Source organism: Paeniglutamicibacter sp. MACA_103 (genome assembly GCF_045798555.1).
Taxonomy (GTDB): Bacteria; Actinomycetota; Actinomycetes; order Actinomycetales; family Micrococcaceae; genus Paeniglutamicibacter.
In genome coordinates this window covers 48,752-75,497 of sequence record NZ_JBIXLN010000024.1, presented here as the reverse complement: position 1 = coordinate 75,497, position 26,746 = coordinate 48,752, and the positions used below count along the sequence as shown (strand labels likewise).

At 56.7% G+C, this 26,746-nt stretch carries 17 protein-coding genes and 1 riboswitch; of the genes, 16 read left to right on the top strand and 1 reads right to left on the bottom strand.

Annotated elements, in window-relative coordinates; all coding sequences use genetic code 11:
• On the top strand, positions 1-1,184 hold a 1,184-nt coding region (locus ACIPVK_RS12770; protein WP_407612351.1), incomplete at its 5' end, for an SH3 domain-containing protein.
• Between the two features lie 41 nt (positions 1,185-1,225).
• Here ACIPVK_RS12770 and ACIPVK_RS12765 read toward each other — a convergent pair.
• Positions 1,226-1,462: a hypothetical protein gene (locus ACIPVK_RS12765; RefSeq protein ID WP_407612350.1), complete on the bottom strand. Its 237-nt coding sequence runs from the start codon at positions 1,460-1,462 to the stop codon at positions 1,226-1,228.
• 215 nt (positions 1,463-1,677) lie between these two features.
• Between ACIPVK_RS12765 and ACIPVK_RS12760 the strand changes: the two genes are divergently transcribed.
• The 15 genes from ACIPVK_RS12760 to ACIPVK_RS12690 all read left to right on the top strand — a co-directional run bounded on the left by ACIPVK_RS12760 (position 1,678) and on the right by ACIPVK_RS12690 (position 26,714).
• Positions 1,678-3,270: an ABC-F family ATP-binding cassette domain-containing protein gene (locus tag ACIPVK_RS12760; protein WP_407612349.1), complete on the top strand. Its 1,593-nt coding sequence runs from the start codon at positions 1,678-1,680 to the stop codon at positions 3,268-3,270.
• Positions 3,271-3,888: 618 nt separating this feature from the next.
• Positions 3,889-4,004, top strand: a riboswitch (TPP riboswitch).
• Positions 4,005-4,015: 11 nt separating this feature from the next.
• Positions 4,016-5,476, top strand: coding sequence for a sodium:solute symporter family transporter (locus ACIPVK_RS12755; protein ID WP_407612348.1), 1,461 nt, complete (start codon positions 4,016-4,018; stop codon positions 5,474-5,476).
• Positions 5,473-6,663 (top strand): hypothetical protein, encoded by a 1,191-nt coding sequence (locus ACIPVK_RS12750; RefSeq protein WP_407612347.1) that lies wholly within the window; start codon positions 5,473-5,475, stop codon positions 6,661-6,663. Before ACIPVK_RS12755 ends, ACIPVK_RS12750 begins: the two co-directional genes overlap by 4 nt.
• A gap of 6 nt (positions 6,664-6,669) precedes the next feature.
• A complete protein-coding gene (locus ACIPVK_RS12745) occupies positions 6,670-8,157 on the top strand; it encodes an acyl-CoA reductase (protein ID WP_407612346.1) in 1,488 nt (495 codons plus the stop codon).
• A gap of 218 nt (positions 8,158-8,375) precedes the next feature.
• Entirely contained in the window at positions 8,376-9,971 is a 1,596-nt protein-coding gene (gene serA, locus ACIPVK_RS12740) for a phosphoglycerate dehydrogenase (protein ID WP_407612345.1), read from the top strand.
• 161 nt (positions 9,972-10,132) lie between these two features.
• Entirely contained in the window at positions 10,133-11,536 is a 1,404-nt protein-coding gene (locus ACIPVK_RS12735; protein WP_407612344.1) for a class I SAM-dependent methyltransferase, read from the top strand.
• Between the two features lie 722 nt (positions 11,537-12,258).
• Complete coding sequence (locus ACIPVK_RS12730; protein ID WP_407612343.1) at positions 12,259-13,143, top strand: hypothetical protein; 885 nt, start codon at positions 12,259-12,261, stop codon at positions 13,141-13,143.
• Positions 13,144-14,323: 1,180 nt separating this feature from the next.
• Complete coding sequence (locus ACIPVK_RS12725; protein ID WP_407612342.1) at positions 14,324-15,040, top strand: DUF6270 domain-containing protein; 717 nt, start codon at positions 14,324-14,326, stop codon at positions 15,038-15,040.
• A 625-nt stretch (positions 15,041-15,665) separates the two neighbouring features.
• Positions 15,666-16,673, top strand: a complete 1,008-nt coding sequence (locus ACIPVK_RS12720; RefSeq protein WP_407612341.1) for an NYN domain-containing protein — start codon at positions 15,666-15,668, stop codon at positions 16,671-16,673.
• Between the two features lie 53 nt (positions 16,674-16,726).
• Positions 16,727-18,280 (top strand): methionine--tRNA ligase, encoded by a 1,554-nt coding sequence (metG, locus tag ACIPVK_RS12715; RefSeq protein ID WP_407612357.1) that lies wholly within the window; start codon positions 16,727-16,729, stop codon positions 18,278-18,280.
• Positions 18,281-18,513: 233 nt separating this feature from the next.
• Entirely contained in the window at positions 18,514-19,770 is a 1,257-nt protein-coding gene (locus ACIPVK_RS12710) for a nucleotide sugar dehydrogenase (RefSeq protein ID WP_407612356.1), read from the top strand.
• A gap of 18 nt (positions 19,771-19,788) precedes the next feature.
• On the top strand, positions 19,789-22,551 hold the full coding sequence (locus ACIPVK_RS12705) for a glycosyltransferase (RefSeq protein WP_407612340.1): 2,763 nt from the start codon (positions 19,789-19,791) through the stop codon (positions 22,549-22,551).
• 24 nt (positions 22,552-22,575) lie between these two features.
• Positions 22,576-23,802: a glycosyltransferase gene (locus tag ACIPVK_RS12700; RefSeq protein WP_407612339.1), complete on the top strand. Its 1,227-nt coding sequence runs from the start codon at positions 22,576-22,578 to the stop codon at positions 23,800-23,802.
• Positions 23,803-23,847: 45 nt separating this feature from the next.
• Positions 23,848-25,044, top strand: coding sequence for a glycosyltransferase family 4 protein (locus tag ACIPVK_RS12695; RefSeq protein ID WP_407612338.1), 1,197 nt, complete (start codon positions 23,848-23,850; stop codon positions 25,042-25,044).
• Complete coding sequence (locus ACIPVK_RS12690; protein ID WP_407612337.1) at positions 25,044-26,714, top strand: glycosyltransferase family 4 protein; 1,671 nt, start codon at positions 25,044-25,046, stop codon at positions 26,712-26,714. The genes ACIPVK_RS12695 and ACIPVK_RS12690 overlap by 1 nt, the downstream gene beginning before the upstream one ends.
• Positions 26,715-26,746 lie beyond the last annotated feature (32 nt).

The window sequence follows — 26,746 nt, the reverse complement described above, 5'->3', positions numbered from 1 at the left end:
GCAAGAAGATTGCCACTCTTTCGAACAACACGAGAATCCAGTGGCTGCGGACCTCGGGTTCGTGGCAGCAAGTGCGCACCAGTGCCGGGATCGGCTGGATGCAGTCCAGCAAGCTCTCCAACGCCGCCATCAAGCCTTCGGTGTCATTCAACGTTCCGCGGTGGACCACCGCAAACGTCAATCTCCGGTCGGGTCCCGGGACCAACACACTTTCCCTCGGAGTGGTTCCCAAAGGTGAGCGGGTGCTACTCGGGCGATCCTCGGGCGGCTGGGCCAACGTCAAGACCAGCAAGGGCACCGGCTGGGTGAGCGAATACTATCTCTCGACAGCGACGCCAAAGCCGCCTGTCGTGAAGCCGACCCCACCGAAGCCCGATGCAGTCACCTTCAGTGCCCCGCGCTGGACCACGGCGAATCTCAATCTCCGCTCGGGTCCTGGAATCAACCACGGCTCTCTTGGAGTCGTGCCCCGGGGCGAGAAGACCCTGCTCGGGCAATCCTCGGGCGGCTGGGCCAATGTCAAGACCAGCAAGGGCACCGGCTGGGTAAGCGCAATTTATCTCTCCACCTTGGCACCATCGGCACCGGTCACGACCCAGTACCGATGGGCCACCGGCAACGTGAACCTGCGCACGGGAAACTCGATAGTGCACCCGGTCTTGGGCGTGGTGCAGGCCGGCGACCGGGTCACCTACCTGAATTCCAGCTACGGCTGGGCCCGCGTGGTCACCAGCCTGGGCACCGGGTGGATGAGTGAGGACTACCTGTCCAAGACCGTCGTGGCCACGCTCCAACCGGATACAGTGGCGGTCAATGCTGCGGTGAAGAAGCGGTATGCGGGCTACGTGTCTTCCTATGGCGGCGTTCGTGCCGGTTCCGTCGGGCACAGCAGTGGCCGCGCGACCGACCTCATGATTAAGGACTACAAGAGTGCCCAAGGCGTCAAGAACGGTGACGAGATTGCACGCTTCCTTATCGCGAACCGCAAGTCACTCGGGATCAGCTACCTGATCTGGCAGGACAAGATCTGGCTCGGCCCCAGCAAGGGCTGGGAAGAATACTCGAAGTCCGGCAAGTACGGGCAGCAGTTCGTGAACATGTGGAACGATACGACGTTGCACCTCGACCATATCCACGTGGAGACGTACGGGAATTACGGGACCGGAGCTCCGCTGGTCAAGTAGGCCTTCGTTGCGTTCCCGAGAGAGAAGAAACGTGACGGGGGTCATCCTGCGCGGGTGTTCAGCTCGCGCAGGATGGCGGATTGAATGAGCTTCTTGCGGATCTCGAGGTTGATGGGACGTCCGGCCATCAACATGCCGTAGGCGATTTTCTCGACCTTGCGCTCTGCGCGCCCGATGATCTTGTCGATCTCGCTGGTCGGCAATGACTCGACGTAGTCCCAGACCAGTTGTTCGTGGGCAGAACTGTCGCGTGAACCGGTGAATTCGTTTGCAGACACGGCACGCCTCCTGTGTCCAGTCTGGCATTGGACCATGAAACGCGCCACCATGTTCGGCCGTGCAGACTGCTCCGCCGGGAGCGCTGTGCCTGGCCTTGTAGAATCGGTGGTGGTGTTTCGCGGTATCGACTCGTGTCTAGTTCACCGAGCGGACCCCGTCGGGGGGAACGTGCCCATCTCTCCACCACCGATTCTCCTGATAGGACCACACCACCATGAGCTTGATCCGGCTAAACGATGTCAGCGTGCGATTCGAAAACAACCCGATCCTGCGCGAGGCGTTTTTCAAGCTAGAGGCGGGGGACCGTGTCGGTCTTATCGGCAGGAACGGTTCGGGCAAGTCAACCTTGCTGAAGCTGATCCTTGACCAGGTGGAACCGGACACCGGCACGGTGGCGGTGGAGTTGGGAACCAAGATCGGCTATTTCTCCCAGTTCTCAGAACTCAATGGAGCTTCGACCATCTCAGAGGTGCTCGACGAACTCTTTGCGGAAGTCAAGACCATCGAGGCGGAACTCGCCGAGATCGATACTGCCATTGCCGCCGATCCCAAGGCCGACGAAATGGATCGGTTGATCCACCGCCAGTCCGAGCTCTTCGAATCCATGGATCGACTAGATGGTTGGGATTACCCCCGTTCCATAGACACCGTACTTACCAAGCTGGGCTTTGACGAGGCCCACAGGATTTGCTCCATTGATTCCCTCTCAGGCGGATGGCGCAACCGTGCCGCACTGGCGAAGATCCTGCTCGAGGACCCGGATGTCCTCTTGCTGGATGAGCCGACCAACTTCCTCGATGTCGCAGGCGTCGAATGGCTCGAAAACTGGTTCAAGTCATTCAAGGGTGCGGCCATCATCGTTTCGCACGACCGCAAGTTCCTGGATTCGGTGGTCACAAGGATCATCGAGGTCGAGAACTTCCACCTCCACGAATACCCGGGAAACTTCGCAGAATACGTGGTGGCCAAGCAATTCAAGCTCAAGACCCTCGAGTCGCAATTCGTCCACGAATCCGAGCTTCTGGCCTTTGAAGCCGAGGGAATCTCTGACCGCCGCGAGGCGGCCAAGGCAGCCAGCAAGGGCCTGGACAACAAGCTCTCCAAGATCAAGAAGTCGCGCGCGCCGCGGCCCGTGGACAAGATCATCACCGAGATCTATGGCGGCCTGCACATCAAGGACACCCTTTGCCGGGTCGAAGGACTGTCGAAGTCCTACGGGGAAAAGACGCTCTTCAACGACCTCAGTTTTGAGGTGCGACGCGGCAACCGGATGGTCATCCTCGGTGCCAACGGCAGCGGTAAGTCCACCCTGTTGCGTGTGCTGACCGAGACGGAGAAACAGGATTCGGGGTACGTGACCTGGACCAAGGGTGCCGCGGTGGTTTCTTACAACGAGATCCTTGATGAGCTGGATCCCGAAGACACCGTGACCCATGCGGTCAACGCGATGCCGAATTCCTTGGCCTTCAGCGCGACGAAGAAGTCGGTGAACCGGTTCCTGGCCATGTTCCAGTTCTCCGAGGCCGACTTGAAGAACCGCATCGGCAACCTTTCAGGTGGCCAGCGTGCGCGCGTGGCCATGGCCATGTGCCTGCTTTCGGGTGCTTCGGTGCTGATCTTGGATGAGCCCACAAACCACTTGGACATGGCCAGTACCCAGGTGATGGAGCGCGCGCTTCTGCACTTCCCCGGCGCTGTCGTGGTGGTTAGCCACGACCGGTTCTTTACCGAGAAGATCGCCAACCGCTACTTGGTGTTCGGGGCGGAGCACGCCAAGGCGGGAGAAGTCGCAGTCCGCGGAGCCTAGGAACAATCCTCAGGAGCTGGCTGGCAAGCGGGCGTCAAACCTCATGGTTCTTTCGGACATGGTTCCGTTGGCGCCATAGAAGGTGGATCTGATGAGTCGGATGCCGAACGTTTGTGAGGACACAGGGGTGAGCTGCCGGCGGATGTTCAACCGGGCCGGAGCCAGGGTGTTGGACTCAACCGGGACAGTTTCCGCCATTGCGCATAGATATGGCGTTCCTCATTGGACCGCGAGGAAGTCCTAACCCCGGGGACCAAAAGAAGGTCCAACCAGGTGGAACAGACCTTGTCCTGGACAACGGGTGCAACGGCGGACGCTGGCGCCGTGGGAGACGCAAAGTGCGGCGAGCGTGGCTTGGCGGCGCAGCCCGCCAGCAGGCCCAAGGGGGACGGAACATTGCCACGGTTACCACGAGTTTTCGCCAGGTCAAAAGGCACATATATTCCAGCATTGCACGACCCGGAAGGGTGAATCGGGCCAACGGGGCCGACCAGAATCGATCTTTGGAAATCCTTTCCCGCCGATCCGCCGGCAGAGAAAGCCCGGAGTTCGCAGCTTCATATTCACGGTTCCAGACTGCTCGGGATTGGGATCCGGGCCACGGTGTGGCTAGAGTCGATCCCACAACGCGGGAGCTTGGGAAGAACCAGGCTGAGAGGGCGACTAACGGTGTCGCCGACCGCATGAACCTGTCCGGGTAATGCCGGCGAAGGGATGAATGTTGATGCTTGGTTTTTCCATATCCTTGGCGATTTTGATCATTGTGTTGGCGGTGTTTGCCTGGGTTGGCCTGGGAATCGGGCGGGATCGGAGCCTCGAGGAATTCGCCGTGGCCCGCAACAGCCAAAACGGACTGGGCTTGGGATTGTCCTTCTTTGCCTCGGGAGTAGGTGCGTGGATCCTTTTCGCCGCACCGGAGGTCGGGGCCACCACAGGCATTGCCGGCGTGGTCGGTTACGCCGTCGCGGTCACCGTGCCGCTGATTGGCCTGGTGCTGGTGGGAAAGCGCCTGCGTAAGCTGATCCCGGACGGGCACAACCTCGTGGAGTTTGTGCGCCTGCGCTACGGAACTACCATGCACATCTACGCACTTGCGATTTCCATGATGTACATGCTCATTGCCCTCTCGGCCGAGCTGACCGCCATCGGTGCGGTGCTTGGGCGCATGTCCGACTTGGATCCGCGGCTGGGGATCATTGCCGTTGCCCTGATCACTGCGCTCTACACCGCATACGGCGGGCTGCGGGCCTCGATCCACACCGATCGCTGGCAATCCTGGATGCTCTTTGGGCTGCTGGTGGTCGTTGGAGCCGTCCTCTTCGGCGGGCTCTCCCGCAATACGGGACCTCTGGACCCGGCATTATTCGCCGTGGACCTGCACGGCATCGAGGCAGCGCTGACCCTGGTCGTGGCTGTCACCGGCACCACGCTCTTCCACAACGGGTACTGGCAGCGGGTCTGGGCGGCCCGCGACGCCCGCGCCCTGGGCCGCGGCGCCCTCATCGGTGCCGTCACCCGGTTCCCCGTGGTCTTCGCTGCCGGCCTGGTCGGACTGCTCGCTGCCGCCTACGGGGTTGCCCTGGGCACCCCGGCGGTGCCGTTCTTTGCCCTGCTGGAATTGCAGCCGGTTTGGGTCCTGGCGGCCGTTCTCGTTCTGACCCTGGCGCTCGTGGCCTCCACGGTGGACACCCTGCAAAACGGGCTGGCTGCCATGGCCGTGACACACGTACCAAGGCTCCGCCTGTCCGGGGCGCGGATAGCCACGATTGTGTTCACCGCGATCCCGGCCCTCGTGGCCTTCCAGGGCTTCTCGGTGCTGCGCCTGTTCCTGATCGCCGACCTGCTGTGCGCCGCGACGATCATTCCGATCCTGTTGGGCCTGTGGCGCCGTTCGACCTCCAACGCCGCGATCGGCGGCTCCATCGCGGGACTGGTGGCGGCGCTGGGCTATGGCTGGTTCGCCGGCGGCAGCCTGCCGGCCGCCCTGGCCATTGCCACCTTTGCCCAGGGACTGTCCTTGGCCCCGTTCCTCGCGGCCTCGGTCGCCTCCGCCGCCGTGACCCTTGTGGTGTCCGCCGCGGCGGGGCGCAGCACCGACCTCTCGGAGTTGGGATCGCAGACGAGAAGCCTGGACGGCCCAGCGGGCCCGCGAGCGGAATCCGACGCCATGCGCGAGACAAGCACGGAAGGGGAGAACGCCCGATGAACACCCAAGGATCCAACACGTCCGAAGCCCAGCGTGACGACCTGGATCTGCGCATCCAGGCCTATATCGAACGCGGGCCGGGGCCTGCCACGGACAGCAGTGCGGGGAGCCCCGAGGACGATTCCGAGTTCAACGTCCTGGCCCTGGGACTTTTCGCCTACCAATACGAACGCAACATCCCTTACCAACGTTTCTGTCGGGCGCGCGGGGTGCATCCCGGTTCCCTGTCCCGATGGCAGGACATTCCGCCGGTGCCCTTGACCGCGTTCAAGGAACTCACCTTGGCCTGTGATCCGGTGGAAGATGCTGCCGCCGTCTTCATGACCAGCGGGAGCACCGATCCCACCACCCGCGGCCGGAACCACCACCCGCACCTGTACCTTTACGATGCCTCTGCCCGCGAGGCATTCGCCCACTACTTCCTGCCCGATAAGCGGACCATGCGGCTGCTGGTGCTCAACGCGCGCCCTGACGAGCAGCCAAATTCATCCCTGGCCCATTTCCTGGGAGAGCTGGTTGATGCCTTTGGCGCCCCGGGCAGCGACTACTTCATGGCGGGTGACGAGCTCGACTGGAGCCGCCTCGCCACGGTGCTGCGCGATGCGGAGGCCGCCGGGGAACCCGTCGCGTTGCTGGGCACCTCCTTTGCCTACGTGCACCTGCTGGACGCGCTAGAACGCGAGGGGCTGGCCTTTTCCCTGCCGGCGGGCAGCAGGCTGCTGGACACCGGGGGATACAAGGGACGCTCCCGCGAGGTCGGGGCCGATGAATTGCGGCTCAACTTTGGCCAGCGGCTCGGCATTGCCGATACATGGTGCGTGAACTATTACGGGATGACCGAAATCAGCACCCAGTACTACGATTCGACGCTGCGCGAGGCATGGCTGGGCCGGCAACCCTCAGTCAGGCGCAAGGCGGTCCCGGCGTGGAGCCGGATCCGGGTCATCGATCCCTCCACGGGGGAAGACGTCGAGCCGGGCCAACACGGGCTGATCGTGCACTACGACCTGGCCAACAGGGGATCGTGCTTGGCGGTGCTTGCCGAGGACATTGGATACCTGGTGCCGCCGGCACCCGGGGGAGAAGCCATCCAACCGGACTTTGTCCTGGTCGGCCGCGCCGAGGCCGCCGAGGCGCGTGGATGCTCCATGGCCCTGGATGAGATGCTCAGCGCGAACAGGGGCTGAGAAATCATGGAGCAGACACATCCGGGCGCATCCGCCAAGGGGCCGGCCGCCATTGTTCCCGAAGCCATTGACGGCTTCTTCCTCCCGCAGCTGGAGGCCAGTGAACTGAGGGACCTCACCTGGAAAGAGACGGTCGCCGGCTCCATCGTGGTGCGAACCCCGGAGATGACGTCCGGCCTGGTGGACCTATTGGCGCAGCGCTTGCTGGCAGCCCAGGAGGCACACCTTGCGAACCGCCCGGTAATGGACGTGGTGGACGTGCTTGGTCGGGTCTTTGCCCGCTGGGCCGATCCGGACTACCACTGGCGGGTGAGGGCCGAGGCGGTGCTTCCGGCGGTGACGGGCTATGCACCGGCCATGGTGCGCCGTGGCCTGGCGCGTTACCTGCAGACCTTTCGGAGGGATCGCCTATTGAGTTTCCTCACCCAGGACCTGGAGAACCCACTGGTCCTGGATGGTTTCAAGCCCAACCGGGCCGGCGGCCGGTCACGGGCCGTCGGCCCGCGATTGACCACACAGATACATGCCGGCAATGTCCCCGGCCTGGCCGCGTGGAACCTGGTGTGTGCGCTGTTGGTGAAGTCGGCAACGCTGGGCAAGTCCGCCTCGGGCGAACCGCTCTTCGCGGTGTTCCTGGCCCACAGCATTGCCGAGGAAGACCCCGATTTGGCCACCTGCCTGGCCATGGTCCATTGGGCCGGCGGAAACGACGAGATCGAGCGGGCGGCCTTTGCCAAGTCCGATGCCGTGGTGGTGACCGGCGGCGATGCTGCCATTGCCGCGGTGTCCGCCCGCGTGCCGCCGGGCGTCCGGCTTGTAGCCCATGGGCACAAGGTGAGTTTTGCCGTGGTGGGTATCGAGGCCTTGACCAAGGAGGAATTCGGGAAGACGGCAGTGAAGGTTGCCTATGATGCCTCCCAGTACGATCAACAGGGATGCCTTTCCCCGCATGCGGTCTTTGTCCAGCGCGGCGGTGAGGTGGGCCCGGAGCAATTTGCCGCTTCGGTCGCCGAGCAGATGCAGCTATTCGACGTGGCGGAGCCCCGCGCCAGGCTCGGTTTGGAAGAGCATGTGGCACTGGACAGGGCGCGCTCGACCCAGGAGTTCCGCTCGTACACGGATGACGGCCTTTTGTACTTCACCGCCCCGGCCGGCAACAACTGGACGGTAGTCTACGACCCGGAAGCCGAGGTCCTCGTTCCCTCCCCGTTGAACCGTTTCCTCCGGATCCATCCCGTTGACGGCATCGATGACGTGGTGCGCCTGGTGGCACCGCTGCGCCGGGTTCTGCAGACGGTGGGTGTTGCCTGCTCACCGGAAACCCTTGAAACGTGGTCCCAGGACTTGGCGGGGTGCGGGGTGGACAGGATCTGCGGGGTGGGGCGTATGCCCGAGCCGGCCGCGGGGTGGCATCATGACGGCGTCGGCAATTTGACGGCCTTGGTTCGTTGGATCGATATCGAGCAGGACGCCGGTTTGGAGCTCGAGAGGTAGGTCCGCAGGGAGGCAAGCGGTGGCCCGCATGCCGGAGGCCATGAATCTCCCGTGGAACCAAACACCTGTGAAGATGCTCACAGTTTCAACATGAGGGCCCGTAACATCGCGCCGTGGAACCGGGCATATGAAGGGGCGGGCGATATTCTGGCCTTTCTGGTTCGGTCGATCACCGGACCATGCATCCAGCCCACTGAAATAGCAAAGGTGCCACCCCCGTGTCTGTAAACAAGCCAGTCGTCCTTTTGGCCGAAGAACTCTCGCCCGCAACCATTGCGGCCCTGGGTCCCGATTTCGAGATTCGCCAGACTGACGGTGCGGACCGCGCCCAGCTGTTGGCTGCCATTTCTGACGTCGATGCCATCCTCGTGCGCTCCGCCACGCAGGTGGACGCAGAGGCCATTGCCGCGGCCAAGAACCTGAAGATCATTGCCCGCGCGGGTGTTGGCCTGGACAACGTGGACATCAAGGCCGCAACCCAGGCCGGTGTCATGGTCGTGAACGCCCCGACCTCCAACATCATCTCGGCTGCCGAACTGACAGTGGGCCACATCGTGTCCCTGGCCCGCCGCATCCCGGCAGCCAACGCCTCGCTGAAGGGCGGCGCCTGGAAGCGCAGCTCCTACACCGGGGTGGAGCTCTTCGAGAAGAAGGCCGGCATCATTGGCCTGGGCCGCATCGGTGCGCTGGTGGCGGCACGCCTGCAGGGCTTCGGCATGGAGATCCTGGCTTACGACCCGTACATCACCCCGGCCCGCGCCCAGCAGCTTGGCGTCACCCTGGTGGAACTGGATGAGCTCTTGGCCCAGTCCGACTTCGTGACCATCCACATGCCCAAGACCCCGGAGACCGTTGGGATGCTTGGCAAGGATGCCTTTGCCAAGATGAAGAACACCGCGTATGTCATCAACGTGGCCCGCGGCGGACTGGTGGACCAGGACGACCTGTACACGGCCCTGAAGAACGAGGAAATTGCCGGAGCCGGCATCGACGTGTTCGTGAAGGAACCGAGCACGGACCTTCCGTTCTTTGAATTCGAGAACGTGACCGTCACCCCGCACCTGGGTGCCTCGACCGACGAGGCCCAGGAAAAGGCCGGTGTGTCCGTGGCGAAGTCCGTTCGCCTTGCTCTGGCCGGCGAACTGGTTCCGGACGCTGTCAACGTTGCCGGAGGCATCATTGATGAAAACGTCCGTCCCGGCATCCCGCTGATGGAGAAGCTGGGCCGCATCTTCAACGCATTGACCGTTGGCTCGTTGACCAGCATCGACGTTGTGGTCGCCGGCGAGATCGCTTCCCTGGACGTGAAGGCCCTGGAGCTTTCGGCCCTCAAGGGTGCATTCATGGACGTCGTCTCCGACCAGGTTTCCTACGTCAACGCCCCGGTGCTGGCCGAACAGCGCGGTGTGGCCACTCGTTTGGTCACCACCCCGGATTCGCCGGAATACCGCAACCTGCTCACCGTCAAGGGAGCCTCCACCGAAGGCACGCAGCTTTCGGTTGCCGGTACCCTGACCGGACCGAAGCAGATCGAAAAGCTGGTTGGCATCAACGGCTACGAAATCGAAATCCCGATCACCGACCACATGATCGTCTTGCGTTATGCCGACCGCCCGGGCGTCATCGGCACCCTGGGCAATGTCCTGGGTGAGCAGGGCGTGAACATTGCCGGCATGCAGGTGGCCCGCAAGGAAGAGCGCGGCGAAGCGGTGGCCGTGCTGGCCATCGACTCGGCTTTGCCGGCCGGCGTGCTGGACATTGTTCGTGCCGCCATTGGCGCGACTGTCGCGCGAGAAATTAATCTGTCTGAGTAGGGCTCAACCAGTTATGTGAACTCAATATTCATAACTTGAAGTTGCGCATATAGAGAATAATTGTAGGGCGCGCCTCAAACCAGGAGAGGCGCGCCCCGTGATATGTCTATGATCCGAACATGAATATATAATTTTAATTAAAACTTAAAGGAGGGAAAGTGATGGCCTCGAGCAAAATTAGCAACAAATACTTCGCATTGTGCATAACTCTTATCATCCTAGTTTGTGCTGCGTCGGTTAGCGCATTACTTGCACAGTGGGGTCTGAGTATTGTGCTCACGGCGGCTCTGTTGGTGATAACTACATCCATGATGGTGGTTGTAATTAGTGATTCTCGTGCTACGAACGCGAAGTCAATAAAGCTCATTCGTATTATAGAATCGTTGGAAATCCAAGGCAAGGAGGTTCAGCGTTCGCAACAGTCAATAGAGAAAGTAATTGGAGCGATAAATAAACAAACATCGAATATACATGCCGCGGTCGTGAGTTTGTCTGACGAGTCAAATACTAGGGATCGCAACTTCGAGCAGCTTAAGCGACGCGCTGATTCGTTGGAGATTGCTTTCAACGATGGAGCCGGAAATCTTCAATCCAAGTACGAAGAACTTCGTGTAGATTCGTCGAGACACCTTGAAAACCAAAAAGAATTCAATTCTCGCTTGACTGATAAAATCACAGATATTGGTGAGATCTGTCGAAAATACTTTGAGGTTTCCGAGCGGTCCCTTCGGGAAATATCTGAAGCCGAAGGGCCTCTGGAAAGAATTTCAATGGGTCTAAGACGGTTGACGAATATTTCTCGATCCGAAAATGTGGAAATCAAAGAGAATATTAAAGCGCTGGAGATAGGTCCGGTGGAACTTGAACGCATTGTCGACAATTCGGTTAAGACCTCGATGGCTCAAGTTCGTAATCGAATGGCCAGGCATGTGACTGACACTGTTCGTGAAAGCACGAAGCAAACAGAGGTTTTGATGCAACTGCTTCCGCGCCTCAAAGAGGTTGAGAAGCTACTACCGCCAACTGGTGGGTTCGCGATGGACGCGCAAGCATTATTGCATCTCGTAAATCTCTTGGAAGTGCGAAAGCCGAAGACCATCCTCGAGCTCGGTGGGGGGACGTCAACAATTTGGATGGGACATATTTGCCGCCAATTTGGTACAAAGATTATATCAATCGACCACCTAGAGAGTTACCTCGATTCTACGCGAGCTGCGGTAATCCGCCACGGGCTAGAAGACGTCGTAGAATGCCGGCACGCTCCGCTCGAAAAGATTGACGTCGACGGACGCGAATACGACTGGTATAGCAAGACTGCTTTTAGTGGTATAGCAGGGGTTGATTTCTTGCTTATCGATGGTCCCCCTGAGTCAACGGGGCCCGAAGCTCGGTATCCTGCGGTGCCCGTCCTTAGCGATTTGCTTGCCCCTGAGGCATTTATTGTTCTCGATGACACTCACCGTGAGACTGAGAAAAATATCCTGAATTCATGGCAAGGGAATATCGACAATTTACGCATAGTCGATAGCGGCGTAAGCCGTCTCGGAGTGTTGGAGAAGTTCTGAATCTCGATTGCGCCTGATGCTCATTTTTGCATGCGCAATTTCCGATCCCGGGTCGTCGGGTAGGACCGTTCAGATACTCGGCGCCCAAAATTCGGGATCATGGGATGCACAAACGATGGCCCCGTCGGTCACATAATTAGTGGATATTGGACGACTTCTGTGTCGGGCTACTCCTCTAACGTTTATGTACGGACGGGGTTTTTCGTGGCCGAACTCACGGTTAGCGCGTACTTGGAACGTTCAACTGCTAAATGGAGTCGGATGGTACCGGTGTTCTGGCGACCATCAGGCAGGAACCGGAGTACCCTCTGGCGCTATTCAGCATTCAACAACGAAGGCAATCACATGTGTGATTTGCCTATTTCGGTTTCTGCGGCCTTATGAGCCGGCAGCAGCCTCTCGGGTTCGATTTACTTCGGTGTCCGACGACTTCGTCCAGCGGCTGCCATTATCCGACACAACCGGTAGCGGGTCGCACTCCAAGGGCCGCAGAAGTAATGCTCATAGATGACTTGCTGCGAGAGCAACGATTTCAGTTACGGGAGCGGATATGAGTGAGGGTGCTACCTCACTCATTCTTACCTTCCATGGACTGCGAGGGTCCGCCGGTGTGCGGTAAGATTCCATGGGTTCGTCCCTATTGCTGGAGAGTATTGGGTTCAGCCCAGAGTCTCGGGCATTTTTAACGACATACGCTATCGAGAGAAAGACCCGAATCGCTCATGCCGGTCAATCCACGCACCGGGCTCCTGGAATCGTTCAACGATTTCTATAAGGTGCCGCTCGTTCACCAAACTAGTCTGAACACCCTGAAGTTTCATGGCCAGCCGACGGCTCTACACACCGTACCAATTGGAAACGGGCTGACATTGGACTTCTATTCGAAGCTGTCTAGGAGCGACGAGCTGTTAATCGCATTCCACGGGGCGAACCTCGCGGAGAAGAACTTTTACCCGCGATTCGAACGAGTTCATTCTATGCGTTCCCGTGCGGATTCATTCATGGCATTTGCTGACCCTACGATCATGGTCGACACAGATCGTGAAATGCTACTGTCCTGGTTCCTCGGAGGACCGGGTTGGGATCCCGCGAACGCAATTATGAAAGCGATCCGAAAGGCCATCGGTAAGACCGGTGCGAAACATTTGTCATTCGTTGGCGGCTCGGGTGGCGGATTTGCTGCGCTTCGTATGTCGGCAATGGTCCCGGGATCTCTGGCATTCATTCAAGAGCCCCAGACAAACATCGGTCGATATATCCCTCATGTGGTGGACACATATTTCGAAAAGGTTTGGCCGAACTGGGATCGCAGTAAGTTAATCGATGCTTTCCCTGCTCGGTTTAACATGGTTGATCACTATAAGGAACATGCACCGACTAACTATGTGTATTACGCGCAGAGCGTGGCGGACACGTCTCACGTTGAGAATCACTATGGGCCCTTCAAGGAGGCATTCGGTCTGAAGTCGCGCGATGGTGTCTCACCGAACCAGCGATGCAAGTTTGTCCTTTATGAGGGTGCAGTAGCTGGACATGGCAAGATCACTCCGGCTGAGTTCGACTTTCATTTCCAAGAAGCCATGGAATATTGGCGGGCAAACCGTTAGCGTACCTTCCCCAGCTGGCGCCGAACGGTTGCTGATCAGTGAATATCCAATGTATCGGCGCCCGTTTGCTCCATTGAACTTTGGAAGCGGAAGGGCGATGTCTCGAGCCATCGGTGGAATTTCTGTGTCAGGACATTGCTGACATTCGACGACTCGAGACATCAGCTGAGTCTGTTGGATCCGCGTATCGGAAATCGACAGTCCACTTAAGTGCTATCCCCATTTCGCGAATTCGGATACGGACACAGGTTCGAGGCTGCCGCGGCGGCACCAACGCCGCGCTTTGAGCGTCAAAGAGTCGAGCTCAGGGCCCTTCGTGCCATTTGGGTGGCTTCGGTTCAGGAACTCTGCCAGCAACGGGTCGAGCCCATGGAGACGGACTTTGACCGCTGGAATCCGCTCGGCCTGATTGCTAAATAGCGCCGGAAGGTACTTCCGTACCGACCTGTTGGAAGACATGAGACTGCTTGTCCACGAAGTGGTGCGATTCCGTGTCCATGCAGCGACATTACACTCCAGGTCGCCGGAAGACCGGTACCATCAGACGCAATTCGGCAGCCTGATGCCCACGGACGCGGTCCCGCCAGGCCTCGAAAGTGTCAACATGATTTGAACCGCCGCCGCAACACCGACAGCGCCCAGTTCGCGTCCTGGCCGGCGCCGGCCAAAGAAGGGTCCGTCGCCATCCGGTTCGGGTCGCGCCGTCCTGAAGGTCTGTGATCATGACGCGGCAGGTTCGATCGCCAACGCGCCGAGAGTCAATGCAACATAATTCCCTCCGGAACCCATCACTTCGACGAGGGGAGAACACGCGAACTGCCAGCCTAGGACCGAGCTCCAGGCGCAACGGCGAGGGATGGTCTCATCGATGGTTTGCTCGAACCAAGCAACGGCCAGGGGCCGGTTCCCGGTCCGTGTAATAGCGCTACCACTTTCGTGACTTCCGTTTTCAGATACGGCCATTCAACCTGATTCTGAGTGCATGCAGGGCAACGCCGATAAGTAAAAGATTTCCTGCTGTTGAGCCAACTCATCGGAGGAAGGGAATGCTGGCCACGAAATTTCAGCTCGATGTTGAGAATGCCTGGGGGATGCGAATGGCGGGGCACTCTCGCGCCATGCTCGACTTTATGGCAATAAATTTCCGTCACAAAGCGATGTTCAACTAGAGTCAGGTGTCATGAAACGAGTATTTATCTACGGCAGTTGTGTGACGAGGGACTCGGAACCTTGGTTCAATGATTTTGGCTTCGAACTGGCCGGGTACGTCGCACGTCAGTCGTTGATTTCGGCCTTTCGCCCCGCAAATTTGGGCGAATTTGACCTATCGTCCATTCGATCGAATTTTCAGCGGACAATGACGCAAGGAGATATTGAAGGGAATCTCCGCTTTGCTATAAGTAGAGCGGAGCCCGAAATGATCTTCTGGGACCTGTGTGACGAGCGACTTGGGGTTCGACCAGTGACAAGTGGTGGCATGGTTACGCAATCTCGCGACCATGTTGCCCAAGGCCTTCACTCAGGTCCATTTGGTAGGCAGTTCCGTTTTGGTGAAGACGATCATTACGCATTGTGGGAAAGAAGCCTAGATGAGTTCCTTAAGGTCTTGGCCAGGCTCGAATTGCAGAACAAGACTTTCCTTAATGCGACCCCATGGGCGATCGAGGATGAATTTGGGAGCGATCACAACGGCCAAAGTGCAAAGGCCGAATCGTTCAATAGGAAATCTGAAAGATACCTTGATCTCGCGTGGCGGAAGGGCATCAATGTTGTAGCCGCCCACCACGCTGATGCAATTTCTCGAACTCAAGGGCACAGGTGGGGTCCCGCGCCATTTCACTATGTGGATGCGTCTTATATCAAGATGTTGGAACGGCTATCCCTTGCTGCCGAATAAGACCGTACTAGGCGCGCGTTTGTCGTGGTATGGCTGGGACAATGGTTACAACAAACCCGCTGCTAGGTGAAGCAAGGGGCTGCTCTTAGAGCCTTATGGCGACACCCGGAAGGTTGGATTGCCGTGGAGTTTCAGTTTCACTTCACATGAATTGGCGTATTGGATGGGTGAGCGCACCGCAGGGTCGTGCCGAGGCGCATCCGCTCAATCTCAGAAGGCACTGGTCTAAAGCCTCAGGAATAGCGCAGGTCTGACGCGGATGCCCTATTCGCCGGTCTAATAGTGCTTGCCGTTCGCGTTCACGGCTGAAGCTTCTAGGTTAGTGAGGCAAGACCTTTTTGCTCTACCGCTTCGAACCGACACTATGGAGATCGCAGCAGTGCTACTTTGCACGATGCGAGAATCTCTCGATCATCAAGTCCAGCACCACTTCTCCTGCTATCTGCTGGGATTCGGCAGTTGTTCGATAAAGCGAGTAAGCACAGCGCTTTCGGCGGATACGAATCGCTTTGCGAGTGGGGCCGACCTCACCGCTACGACCACCCATTCATGTCTCGACCTTCTCAGGCATATACGGCGGAACGGCGTCCTGAGTCGAAGACGGTGCCATCGGTATGATCGCCATATGATGAATCAAACAGCGATATTTGTCGACGCAGGGTTTTTACTATCATTAGGTGGACACCGGGCTGCCGGCACAACACTGCGGTCCGCATTCACTACGCATTATGAGTCGCTGATCAGGGGAATAGTCCAGACAGTCAAGAAGAACACCGGGCTGAACAACTTGCGCGTCTATTGGTATGACGCATCCAAGGACGGACTATTTGCCGAACAGCACAAGCGCATTGGTTTGATCCCGGGCGTCAAGGTTCGTTTGGGCCGTATCTCCTATAACGGAGAGCAAAAAGGCGTGGATCTCCGCTTGGCCCTAGATTTGGTTGGGGTGGCCCGCAACGGTGCTGCATCCGTGGCCTACCTGATTTCCGGGGATGATGATCTGACGGAGGCGGTCGAGGAGGCCCAGGACTTGGGCATGAAAGTGATCTTGCTAGGGATCAGCCGGGAGGGGAGTCGGCTCGGCGTTGCCTCGGTGGCTGAAAACTTGGCGCTGACTGCCGACGCGATCGAGACGCTACCTGACCATCTGCTGGATAGTTCCTTCACCAGAGTGCTCGAATGGGATCGCGACCATGCGGAACAGTCTGCTGCGATAGCCAGCGCGGGCACTGCGAAACGTCCTACCCCAGTTGCAAAGCTGGTCATGCCGACCCCGGCGGTTATGGCCCAGAAACTCCAGCCATCGAGGTTGGACCACGCGGAGGGGCATTCCGAGGTGGTCTACTCGAGCACCGTAGAACGTTCGGGGTATCAAGGACATACCGCCTACGAGCAAAAAGAACTTTTGGTGGCCGAGGAGATCGGTGCCAAGGTGGCCCAATCGTGGTTGGCCAGCACCACCCAGGGTGAAGTCTTGGAATTGATGGCAGACAGGCCTCAGTTACCGACGGAAATCGACCGCACGTTACTTAAGGACTGCGCCCAAGTCTTGGGGGAATGGAAAACCGACCAGCAGTCGATACGCAGGACTCTGCGAGGGTCATTCTGGAAGTACCTGGAACAGCTGATGTGACGGACGGGAGCCCCGGGATCCCGAATTCACTACACCGCATAAGGTAAATTTGTATCGTGACTTCCCACCAGATACCTTTTTACATCACCACTGCGATCTCCTACCCGAACGGGACCCCGCACATCGGGCATGCCTACGAGGTCGTAGCCACGGACGCCTTGGCCCGTTTTAAGCGTTTGGACGGATATGACGTGTTCTTCATGACCGGTACGGACGAACACGGTCAGAAGATGATGCAGACTGCTGAAAAGGAAGGCGTCACCCCGGCTCAATTGGCCCAGCGGAACTCTGATGCCTTCCAAGCGATGAACGACGAGCTGGGTACGAGTTACGACCGCTTCATCCGCACCACTGACGTGGACCACCATGCTGCGGCGCATGCCCTATGGCAGCGAATGGAAGCGAACGGCGATATCTACCTTGACAAGTACGCTGGCTGGTACTCGGTCCGGGACGAGGCTTTCCACACCGAAGACCGTACCGAAGTACGTGCCGACGGGATCCGCTATGCGATCGAGACGGACACCGAAGTGACCTGGACCGAGGAAGAGTCCTATTTCTTCCGACTATCGAAATACCAGGGCAAGCTATTGGACCACTACAGAGATAATCCTGATTTCGGTGCGCCGCGTTCGCGTTTCAACGAGGTTATCCGGTTCGTTGAGGGCGGACTGACAGACCTGTCGATCTCACGGACGACCTTCGACTGGGGAATTCCCGTTCCAGGAAATGACAAGCACGTCATGTACGTCTGGGTCGATGCACTGACAAACTACTTGACCGGTTCCGGATTCCCGGATATTGAATCCGAATCATTCCAGAAGTACTGGCCAGCCGATGTGCATATCATCGGCAAGGATATTTCGCGGTTCCATGCGATCTATTGGCCGGCCTTCTTGATGTCGGCAAAGTTGACGCTTCCCAAGCGCGTAATGATTCACGGATTCTTGCACAACAACGGTGTGAAGATGTCGAAATCCTTGGGCAACACAGTTTCGCCCGACGACTTCGTTAACCGCTACGGGCTGGATCAGGTGCGCTACTTTTTCCTGCGTGAGGTACCTTTTGGCGCCGATGGGAGCTATAACCACGAAACCATCGTGGCCCGGATCAACGGCGATCTGGCAAACAATTTCGGAAACCTCGCCCAGCGCTCGCTGTCCATGGTCGCCAAGAATTGCGATGGACTAGTGCCCACCCCCGGGGAGTTGCACGAAGCAGACGAGAGAATCCTGGAAGCTGCGGCAAACTTGTTGGAAATCAACCAGAGCGCATACTCACGCCAGGAGTTCAGCCGCGCTTTGGAAGCCATCTGGAATGTTCTGGGCGACGCCAACGCCTACTTCGCTGAGCAGGAACCGTGGAAGCTAAAGAAGAGCGATCCGGCACGTATGGAGACTGTTCTGTACGTCACGATCGAGGTGGTGAGGCAGGTTGCCATCCTGCTGCAACCTGTTCTACCGCACTCCATGCCTGCCATGCTCGATTTACTTTCTGTTAATGCGGGAGTGGCCCGCAGTTTCGAGAACTACGGTAAGGCATTAGTGCCCGGCACCTTGTTGCCGCCGCCGGCACCGGTTTTCCCTCGGTACGAAGAGCAAGAATAAACGAAGTGCCAATTTCTTATATTCCTGCTCGCGTCCTGATTACGCCGAAGTAACTTGCCGCAAGCCGAAAAGCAATAAATCAAGATACGTTACGATGGGTAAGGTCCTTTTTTGGGATTGGAATCTGCGGGCGCACGGTCCATATGCAGCAATATTGACGCAACTTGCTGTCCCGCGGCACCATCTCGGAGAACTTGGCCAAGATCGAAACACAACCAGAGAGAAAAGCCAATATGCAGAAACTCGTCATTGTCGGCCAAGGATATGTTGGTCTGCCGCTGTCTCAAGGGGCAACCCACGCTGGACTTCAGGTTACTGGGCTGGAACTGAATCCGACCACAGTGGAGAACCTTAACCGGGGTATTTCCCACGTGGATGATATTTCCGATGCCGAATTGTCCGACTTGATCTCGAAGGGTTACCGCGCGAGCAACGACCCAGCCGTGATTTCGGATGCCGACGTCGTGGTGATCTGCGTGCCGACACCTCTGGGCGATGCTGGTAGCCCTGACCTGGGTGCTGTTATTGGTGCGACCAAGACCATCCGTGACAATCTGTCCGGAGAGACCTTGGTCATCCTGGAGTCAACGACGTACCCGGGAACCACCGAGGAGGTCTGCCTCCCGATTCTCACGGAGAATGGGGCTAAGCTCGACGAAGATCTTTTCCTTGCCTTTTCGCCTGAGCGGATCGACCCAGGCAACCTTGTATACGGCTTGAAAAACACGCCGAAAGTCGTGGGCGGGATCTCCGAAGTATCTGGCGACCGGGCATTTGCGTTCTACAGTCAGTTCATCGACACCGTGGTTCGTGCCAAAGGCGCCAAGGAGGCCGAGACGGCGAAGCTTCTGGAAAACACCTATCGGCACATCAACATCGCGTTGGTCAATGAAATGTCCAAGTTCTGTAACGAGATGGATATTGACCTCTGGGACGTTATTGACGCAGCGAAGACCAAGCCTTTTGGTTTCCAAGCTTTCTACCCTGGGCCGGGTGTTGGTGGACACTGCATCCCGATTGACCCGAACTACCTCAGCTACTCGGTACGCAAGTCATTAGGCTACCCCTTCCGATTCGTTGAATTGGCGGAAGAAATCAACAACTCAATGCCGCGCTATGTCGTTGATCGCGTCCAGGAAGTCCTCAACCAAAGCGCCAAAGCGCTAAATGGTTCAAAGGTACTTTTGCTAGGCGTTACCTATAAGCAGAACATCGCTGACCAGCGTCACTCGCCGGCGATACCGGTTGCCGAGGTCTTCTTGGAGCGCGGTGCCGACATTTCCTTCCACGATCCGAAGATTGCGGAATGGCAAGTCTCTGACCAGACTTTCACGCGCGTCGAGTCCCTTGACGAGGCAATCAAGAATGCTGACGTCGTCGTCCTGTTGCAGAACCACGTCGGCTACGACCCTGATGCGATGGCTGAAGCCAGCCAGGCCTTCTTTGATACCCGGGGTGTTTCCACCAACGGGAACGCTGTTCGTCTGTAGCGAGGATTGAAACAACAGATGAAAAAGAAACTTCGCGGTTTTCAGCCTTGGCAGCTGATGGCTCTGGCCGTTGGCTTGTTTGGAATTGTCGTCGGCATGATCGGTGGCGCTTTTGACATCCTTGCGTTAGCTGTTTTGGGCCTAGGTATAGCATTGGCGGCTACCTGTGTGCTGGTTTTACTTTTCAGCCGGCAAACTTGGCGTCAGCTGAAAAGGCTTGACTCCAAAGTGAATAGCGTATCCCTGGAAGGCTTTGCTCCCGTGTACGTCACGGGAGCAGGCGCTTCTGAGGGCGTGCAGCCGAAGGTTTCGGTGAATGCTCCACGCCTGGGCCTAGATTTTGAATGGGCGAGGCGGATGCCGCATATTCGTCCCCACATGGAAACATTTGCTCTGCGCTCGAAGAGCGTTCGGGTCCGTGACTCCATCGCGCTAGCAGCCACTGGGGGCGCCTACCGGTACCACGAGCTTCGTGAGCTGTTGGCTGTTGCTGATATTGGAATGATCGATCGAGCCAGGCTTGAGATCGTTCGTAACTGGGACGTCGAAATGTTGCTCACATTGGCCCGCTTGGCTGCCAACCAGCGAGCGTTGGAAAGCGACATGGAAGATTCGGTTCGATTATTCGCCTTGATCGAACGCTACTTCGGGATCAAGGCTCTCGGGCGCAATGACCGTTTGGTCTACGTGGAGGTGCTGACTGAGACCGGCGAATTAAAGAAACAGCGGGACGCGATTAAGCGCTTCGGACTCAAGAACAAGTTCCCGATCCAAGCGGAGCTCCTGCGCTTGAACTCCGTGGGCTACGTTGACGGTGACATTACTGAACGCTGGGTGGACGAGCTCAACGGGCTGTTCCAGGCGAAGGGCTTCGCGAAAGTTGAGCTCCATCAGGACACCTCGCTGGCACCCTTGGATCGCCTCCGAAGTGCTTCAATCAAGAAGATCGACGGACCGATGGTTTCGGTTCTTGTACCGTCGTTCCGCGGAGGCGAACTGCTGAAGACTGCTTTGACGTCTCTTTTGGAGCAGTCATGGCAAAACTTGGAAATCATCGTAGTGGATGACTGCTCGGGTGAAGAGTATGAGCAGTCCTTGCTCGACGCGGAAGGCATGAGCCCGAAGATCAAGGTGCTTCGCCAGAAGCAGAACCTTGGCGCATACTGTGCCCGGAACGCCGCACTGACGATCGCGCAGGGTGAGTACATCACTGTGCACGATGATGACGATTGGTCACACCCGGATAAGATCGCCATCCAGGTGGAGCACCTGCAAGGCAATCCCGAAATTCCGGGCAATATGTCCTTGCATGCTCGTTCGACCGATGAACTTAAGTTCTTGCGGATCAACAACAACCCGCAGTTTGCACAACCGAATTTCTCTTCGTTGATGGTTCGACGCGGACTGTTTGATGAGATTGGTTCGTGGGATACGGTCAATCGCGGTGCCGATGCAGAGTTCCGCGACCGTATTGTGACGCGTTTCGGAAAGACGGTCCAGTCTGTCGGCGAGGTCCCAATGTCGTTTACACGGACACGCGAGGGTTCGCTGACCGCCGGTGAAATGAGTCGCGGTTTCGTCGATCCATCGCGTCTGCTGTACCTCGCCAGCTACACGAAGTGGCACGGGCAGCACAAGGAAAATCCTGTGGGACTGCGGCGCGGATCAGAACGTGAGTACGTTGTCCCAACAACCATGGAAGCCGGAAAACGAGGTGCAGATCTGGGAACCTATGACGTTGTCTACGTGACGGACTTCCGATTCCCCGGTGGCACCACCACGTTGACACTTTCAGAGATGAAAGCTGTTGCCCTTGCTGGTAAGCGGGTTGGATTCATCCAGCTCGAATCGCCTCTGAATAAGCCATCCACACCGATCAGCGAGGGATTGCTCGCTATGCAGGCGACCGGTGCCGTGCAGCAATTGGGCCTAGCGGATGTGGCACATGCGAAAGTCATGATTGTCCGACACCCTACTGTGGTTACCTTCTTGGATCGTGCTGATTCAAAGATCACCGTTGATCAGGCGTTGTTAATCGTCAATAATCCACCGGTAAATAAAGACGGCACCGGCATGGTCTTTGATCTGGATGCGTGCATACAGAACATGGATCGGTTGTTCGATACCACCACCCATGTGGTCGGAGAATCAGAACTGACGCGTAAGCTTTCAGTGACATTGGTACCGAAGAGTCGTCTGGTTGATGGTACGTGGCCTGGTGTAATTACCAGTGACAGCGTCCCCAACCCTGGTTTTGACAAGAAGCCAGTTCTTGGGCGTCACTCTCGTGACCACGCCCTGAAATGGCCCAGCACCGCGGAAGCCTTCCGCGCGGCATACGTATCTGATTCTTTTGACACTCAGATTCTTGGTGGCGCCAAGGAACTTCATAAAAAGCTAGGGGTGGACGTCACTGATGGCGTGCAGATCCACGAATTTGGTGCGCTGGAAGTCGTAGACTTCTTGGACGATGTGGACTTCTGGGCGTATTTCCATGATGACAAGTTGACGGAATCCTTCGGTATGTCTGCTGCGGAAGCCATGGCTGCCGGCAAGGTTGTCATTCTTCCTGAATACATGGAGTCCACTTTCGGTGAGGGTGCCGTGTACGCGCAGCCGGGACAGGTCGCGGAAGTGGTCCAACGACACTGGAGCAATCCAGCAATCTACACAGCCCAGTCCGAAAAGGCTCGCAAGTTCATCGCGAAGCGCTATGGTGTTGAGGCACTCTTAGGACGCATCGCAGAATACTCACAGAACGAAAATGAAAATGCGGTCTGATTCTAAAGAAGAGAAAGCCTATTTATGAGGTTGATCTCATTTCGGGGCCTTGCGCGCAACTTGCGATATGGTATCGACAGGTTGCGCGCAAAGTTTTCGTATTTGGCGTTGGCTGACGGGAACGTCAAGAATTTCACGTTCAAGCAGTTGTCGAGCGATACGCCTAACGTCCTATTTGTAACCAGTAATGGCGCGGGAATGGGACATATCACTAGGTGCCTAGCCATCGCCACTGCCGGCAGGGATCAATTTCATTCGTCATTCATAACATTGTCGAGTTCCGCAGCCGTGGTTGGCGATCAAGGATTCGAGTATCTCTACTTCCAGAGTGCGGCCAAAACTGGGCAACCAGCTCGACTGTGGAACAACCACTTTTATCAACTCATGATGAGCGTGCTGAAGCGCAACCATTTCGATGCTGTCGTTTTCGATGGTACGTGGGTCTACCGCGGACTTGAGGGGGCCCTGGATCGCTTCCAAGGCACGCGACTAATTTGGCTCCGTCGTGGGTTGTGGAAAAAGGAAGCACGCGCCGACCAATTGATTCGCATGGAAGCCCGCTCGGACGGAATCATCTCTCCGTGGGACGTAGGATGCGGCTACGAAGATGGCCCGTTGAAAGGCAATGGCAATTCAACCGGGGTAAATGGTATTGTCTACCTTCCAACTGGAGCGCCATATAGCCGCGAGGAGTCGTTGTCGGCACTTGGTCTTGATGCTGGTTCCCGTTATGCATTAATTCAATTGGGGGCCGGAAACATTAACGACATCGCTGATGTACGAAGCCAAGTTCTGGCGGACATTTCTGCGCTGGGCCAAAATCGCATAGTTCCAGTATTGGCGATTTCACCATTGAGCACAGAAAAGTTTGACGTCGACGGCGTTCGAATTCTGCGTCGATATCCTTTGTCACCGTATTTGGCTGCTTTTGATTTCGTCGTGTCGGCTGCTGGCTACAACAGCGTCCATGAAATTGTGCGTTGGAATATTCCGTCGTTGATCATTCCGAATGAATTAGCTTCGACTGATGACCAAATCGCGAGAGCTAGGGGAGCCAGCGATCTTCCTTTCTGCATTATGGCTTCAACCAGTGCGGATATTCGAAATGGCATAACGCAACTCGTTAACGGCAGCTATGATGGGTCGCCCATTGCCATGTCCAGAAATCGCCAGCATCACAAAGCAATTCAAGATATTGATGGCGGCGAGCAGGCCGCCGAAGTAATTTTCGACATGATTCAAACAGACTGAGGGAAATTCATTGAACGACTCGGTGGAGAAGGAAGTGGGGCAGCGATGCGTATCCAATTGCTGACACATTCTTTCGGGCCCGAAGTTTCGCCACCCCAACGCCGCTGGTATGCCTTCGTTGAGACATTTCTCAACGAAGGCGTTGACGTAGATGTCGTGGCGCCAAATCGCTATGGTCGCCGGGCTTGGCATCCGTTTAGTCATTTGGATGTCGAAGTTGGCCCTGGGCGGTTCAGGTTACTGACTTTTCCGTTCAAGATGAATGCCAGCCGATGGTCTACAAAAGTATTGGCGCACTTTGCTATGGTGCTTTTCATGGTGCCCAAGTCATTGGTGGCTCTTCGCCCGGATCTTGTTGTGGTGACCGTGCCTGCACTGCCGACGCTAATTGCGGGGTATATCGTATCGAAATTGAGGAGAGTTCCCTTAGTCGTCGAAATGCGTGATGCATGGCCTGAGCTACTTGAAGAATCGGGAATTATCAGATGGAAGCTTGCCGAACGGGTGAGCGTCTGGGTGATACGAGGTATTCAATCGTCAGCCTCACTCGTCGTCGCAGTTACACCCGGACATGCAAAACGACTTGTTGACGATGGCATTGAAACAGTAAGCACAGTCTCGAACGGGTATAGCTTCGCGTCATTGCCTCGTATGAAATCGCATCAATCGAATTGCGATTCGAAATTGCGGGTCCTATACCTCGGTAATCTCGGTGAAAGCCAAGGGTTGGAGCATGTTCTCGACATCGCTGCCGTATCCCAAGAGTGGCTGGACCTACGCATCGTGGGCAGAGGATCTGCCCTCTCAAGATTGCAAAATCGGGCAACTGAACTTGGGCTGAGTGGGATCTTTGTTCCATCGGTGAAGTCCGAGGGCGTTCTCGAGTGGTACGACTGGGCGGACACCTGTCTAGTTTCTTTGCGCGACGATTGGGAAAGCTTCGAATACACCGTGCCATCAAAACTCTTCGAATTGGCGGGCTATGGATGTCATATCACCGGCCTAGTGAGAGGGGAAGCCGCAGACCTAATTTCTGAGTATCGACTTGGCACTAGCGTTGGCGGAGATGTTTTAGGAATCTCACGGACCCTTGGAGAGTTAAGTAATGAAATCAAAGGCTGGAAATTCGATCGGGAAGCTTTGGAAGCCTTCAAGTCCAAATATGATCTTGAATCGCTGGCCCTAGACTATCACCTTTTGCTTAGTGAACACCTGAGCAATCTTCGAGAAGGGCGCAAATAATGCGAACTCAACAATTGTCTGGTCTTCGCGCTTTGGCGTACATTGCCGTTAACGGGCTCCTCGAAGAGCCAGCGCATTTTGCATTGATGGTTTCGCGGCGTTTGTCATCGGCTGCCGGCTTCATGAAGTTGAGTAGCTTGTTAGAAGCTTTGTTGGACTCGAAACTAGTTCCAAAATCTAATGCTCGCCTACGAACGTTGAGCGCCATCTACTTGCTCAAGGGCTCTCCACAACTGTCACTGAAAATTATCGAGTCAGATGAATCGGGTCGTGGACATGTTGCGCGCGCCCGTGCTCTATTTTTTTTGGGAGAACATGAACAGGCAATTTACGAAGTTCGCCGAGCTGGAGGAAAAGGCCGCCGGTTGGAACGTCTAATTGCTGCGGAAATGGAAGTGTTGACCGGAGTTTATTCGGGATTGAAATCAGGTGGTACGCAGCAAAATTCTCGAAGAGCCGCACTGCACCTGGTAACTAATTCACTTCCATTCACCAACAGCGGTTATACACAACGCACTCATAGCGTCTTGTCGTCAATTCATGAAACAGGGTGGGAAATTCTTGCATATTCTCGGATCGGTTATCCCTGGAATGTGGGACAACTTCCTATCAGCGACGTGAGTAAAGTCGACAACATAGAATATCGCCGGTTGCTGCCAAAACGATTGCCCGCATCTCAATTAGGGCGGGTCACACTACAGACTAGTATGCTTCGGGACGCAGTCCGACTCCAATCACCTTCCATTCTTCACACCACTACCGAATTCGTAAATGGTATTTCCGTCGGTACCGTCGCCGCCGAATCTGGTCTGCCTTGGATTTATGAGGTTCGCGGACAACTCGCAGATACATGGTTGTCTGCATGTTCCGAACGAAGTCCAGAGTCATTCAAGTACCGTCACTTCAAAGAATCCGAAGCTGAGGTGGCGAAAGCTGCAAGTGCTGTGATCACCCTTGGTGAAGCTATGAAACAGGAACTCGTTGAAGCTGGTGTCGATACTTCTAAGATCCTTGTCTGCCCAAATGCTGTAGGAGAAGAATATATCTCCAGTTTGCCCCAGAAGTCCGAATGCCGACGTGAGCTGGGTTTGAACGACAGCCACCTATATGTGGGTACCGTCTCCAGTCTTGTCGGCTATGAAGGACTTGACCTATTGGTTCGTTCATTCGCGGAGCTGGCTGATGAAATCAAGAACCTAAGGCTGCTCATCGTTGGCGACGGTACCGAGCGTGATGCCTTGATGTCACTGGCCAAGGATTTGGGTGTAGCGGACCGTTCGATCTTCCCCGGAAGAGTAGAGAAGTCCTTGGCACGCAAATATCACCGGTCACTTGATGTATTCGTTGTACCGCGGCGCGACCTGGCGGTGACCAGGGTTGTCACACCCCTAAAGCCAGTCGAGGCGCTTGCCTACGAAGTTCCGGTCGTTGTTTCGGATTTGCCAGCCTTGCGCGAAATTGTGACGGACGGGGAAGATGGCTTCTACTTCATACCGGAAGACCAGACGGATCTCGTGCTTAAGCTTCGACTACTATTGAATGATGCGAGCTTGAGAGAACGTATGGGGTCAGCTGGACGAGAGAAGATACTGTGCACTCGCACTTGGGCACGAAATGCGGCAAACATCTCAGATCTGTATGACCAGTTGACCGGTCAGTCGAAATCATAATCGAGATTGCACGGCTTCTGCCTCTTTGACCA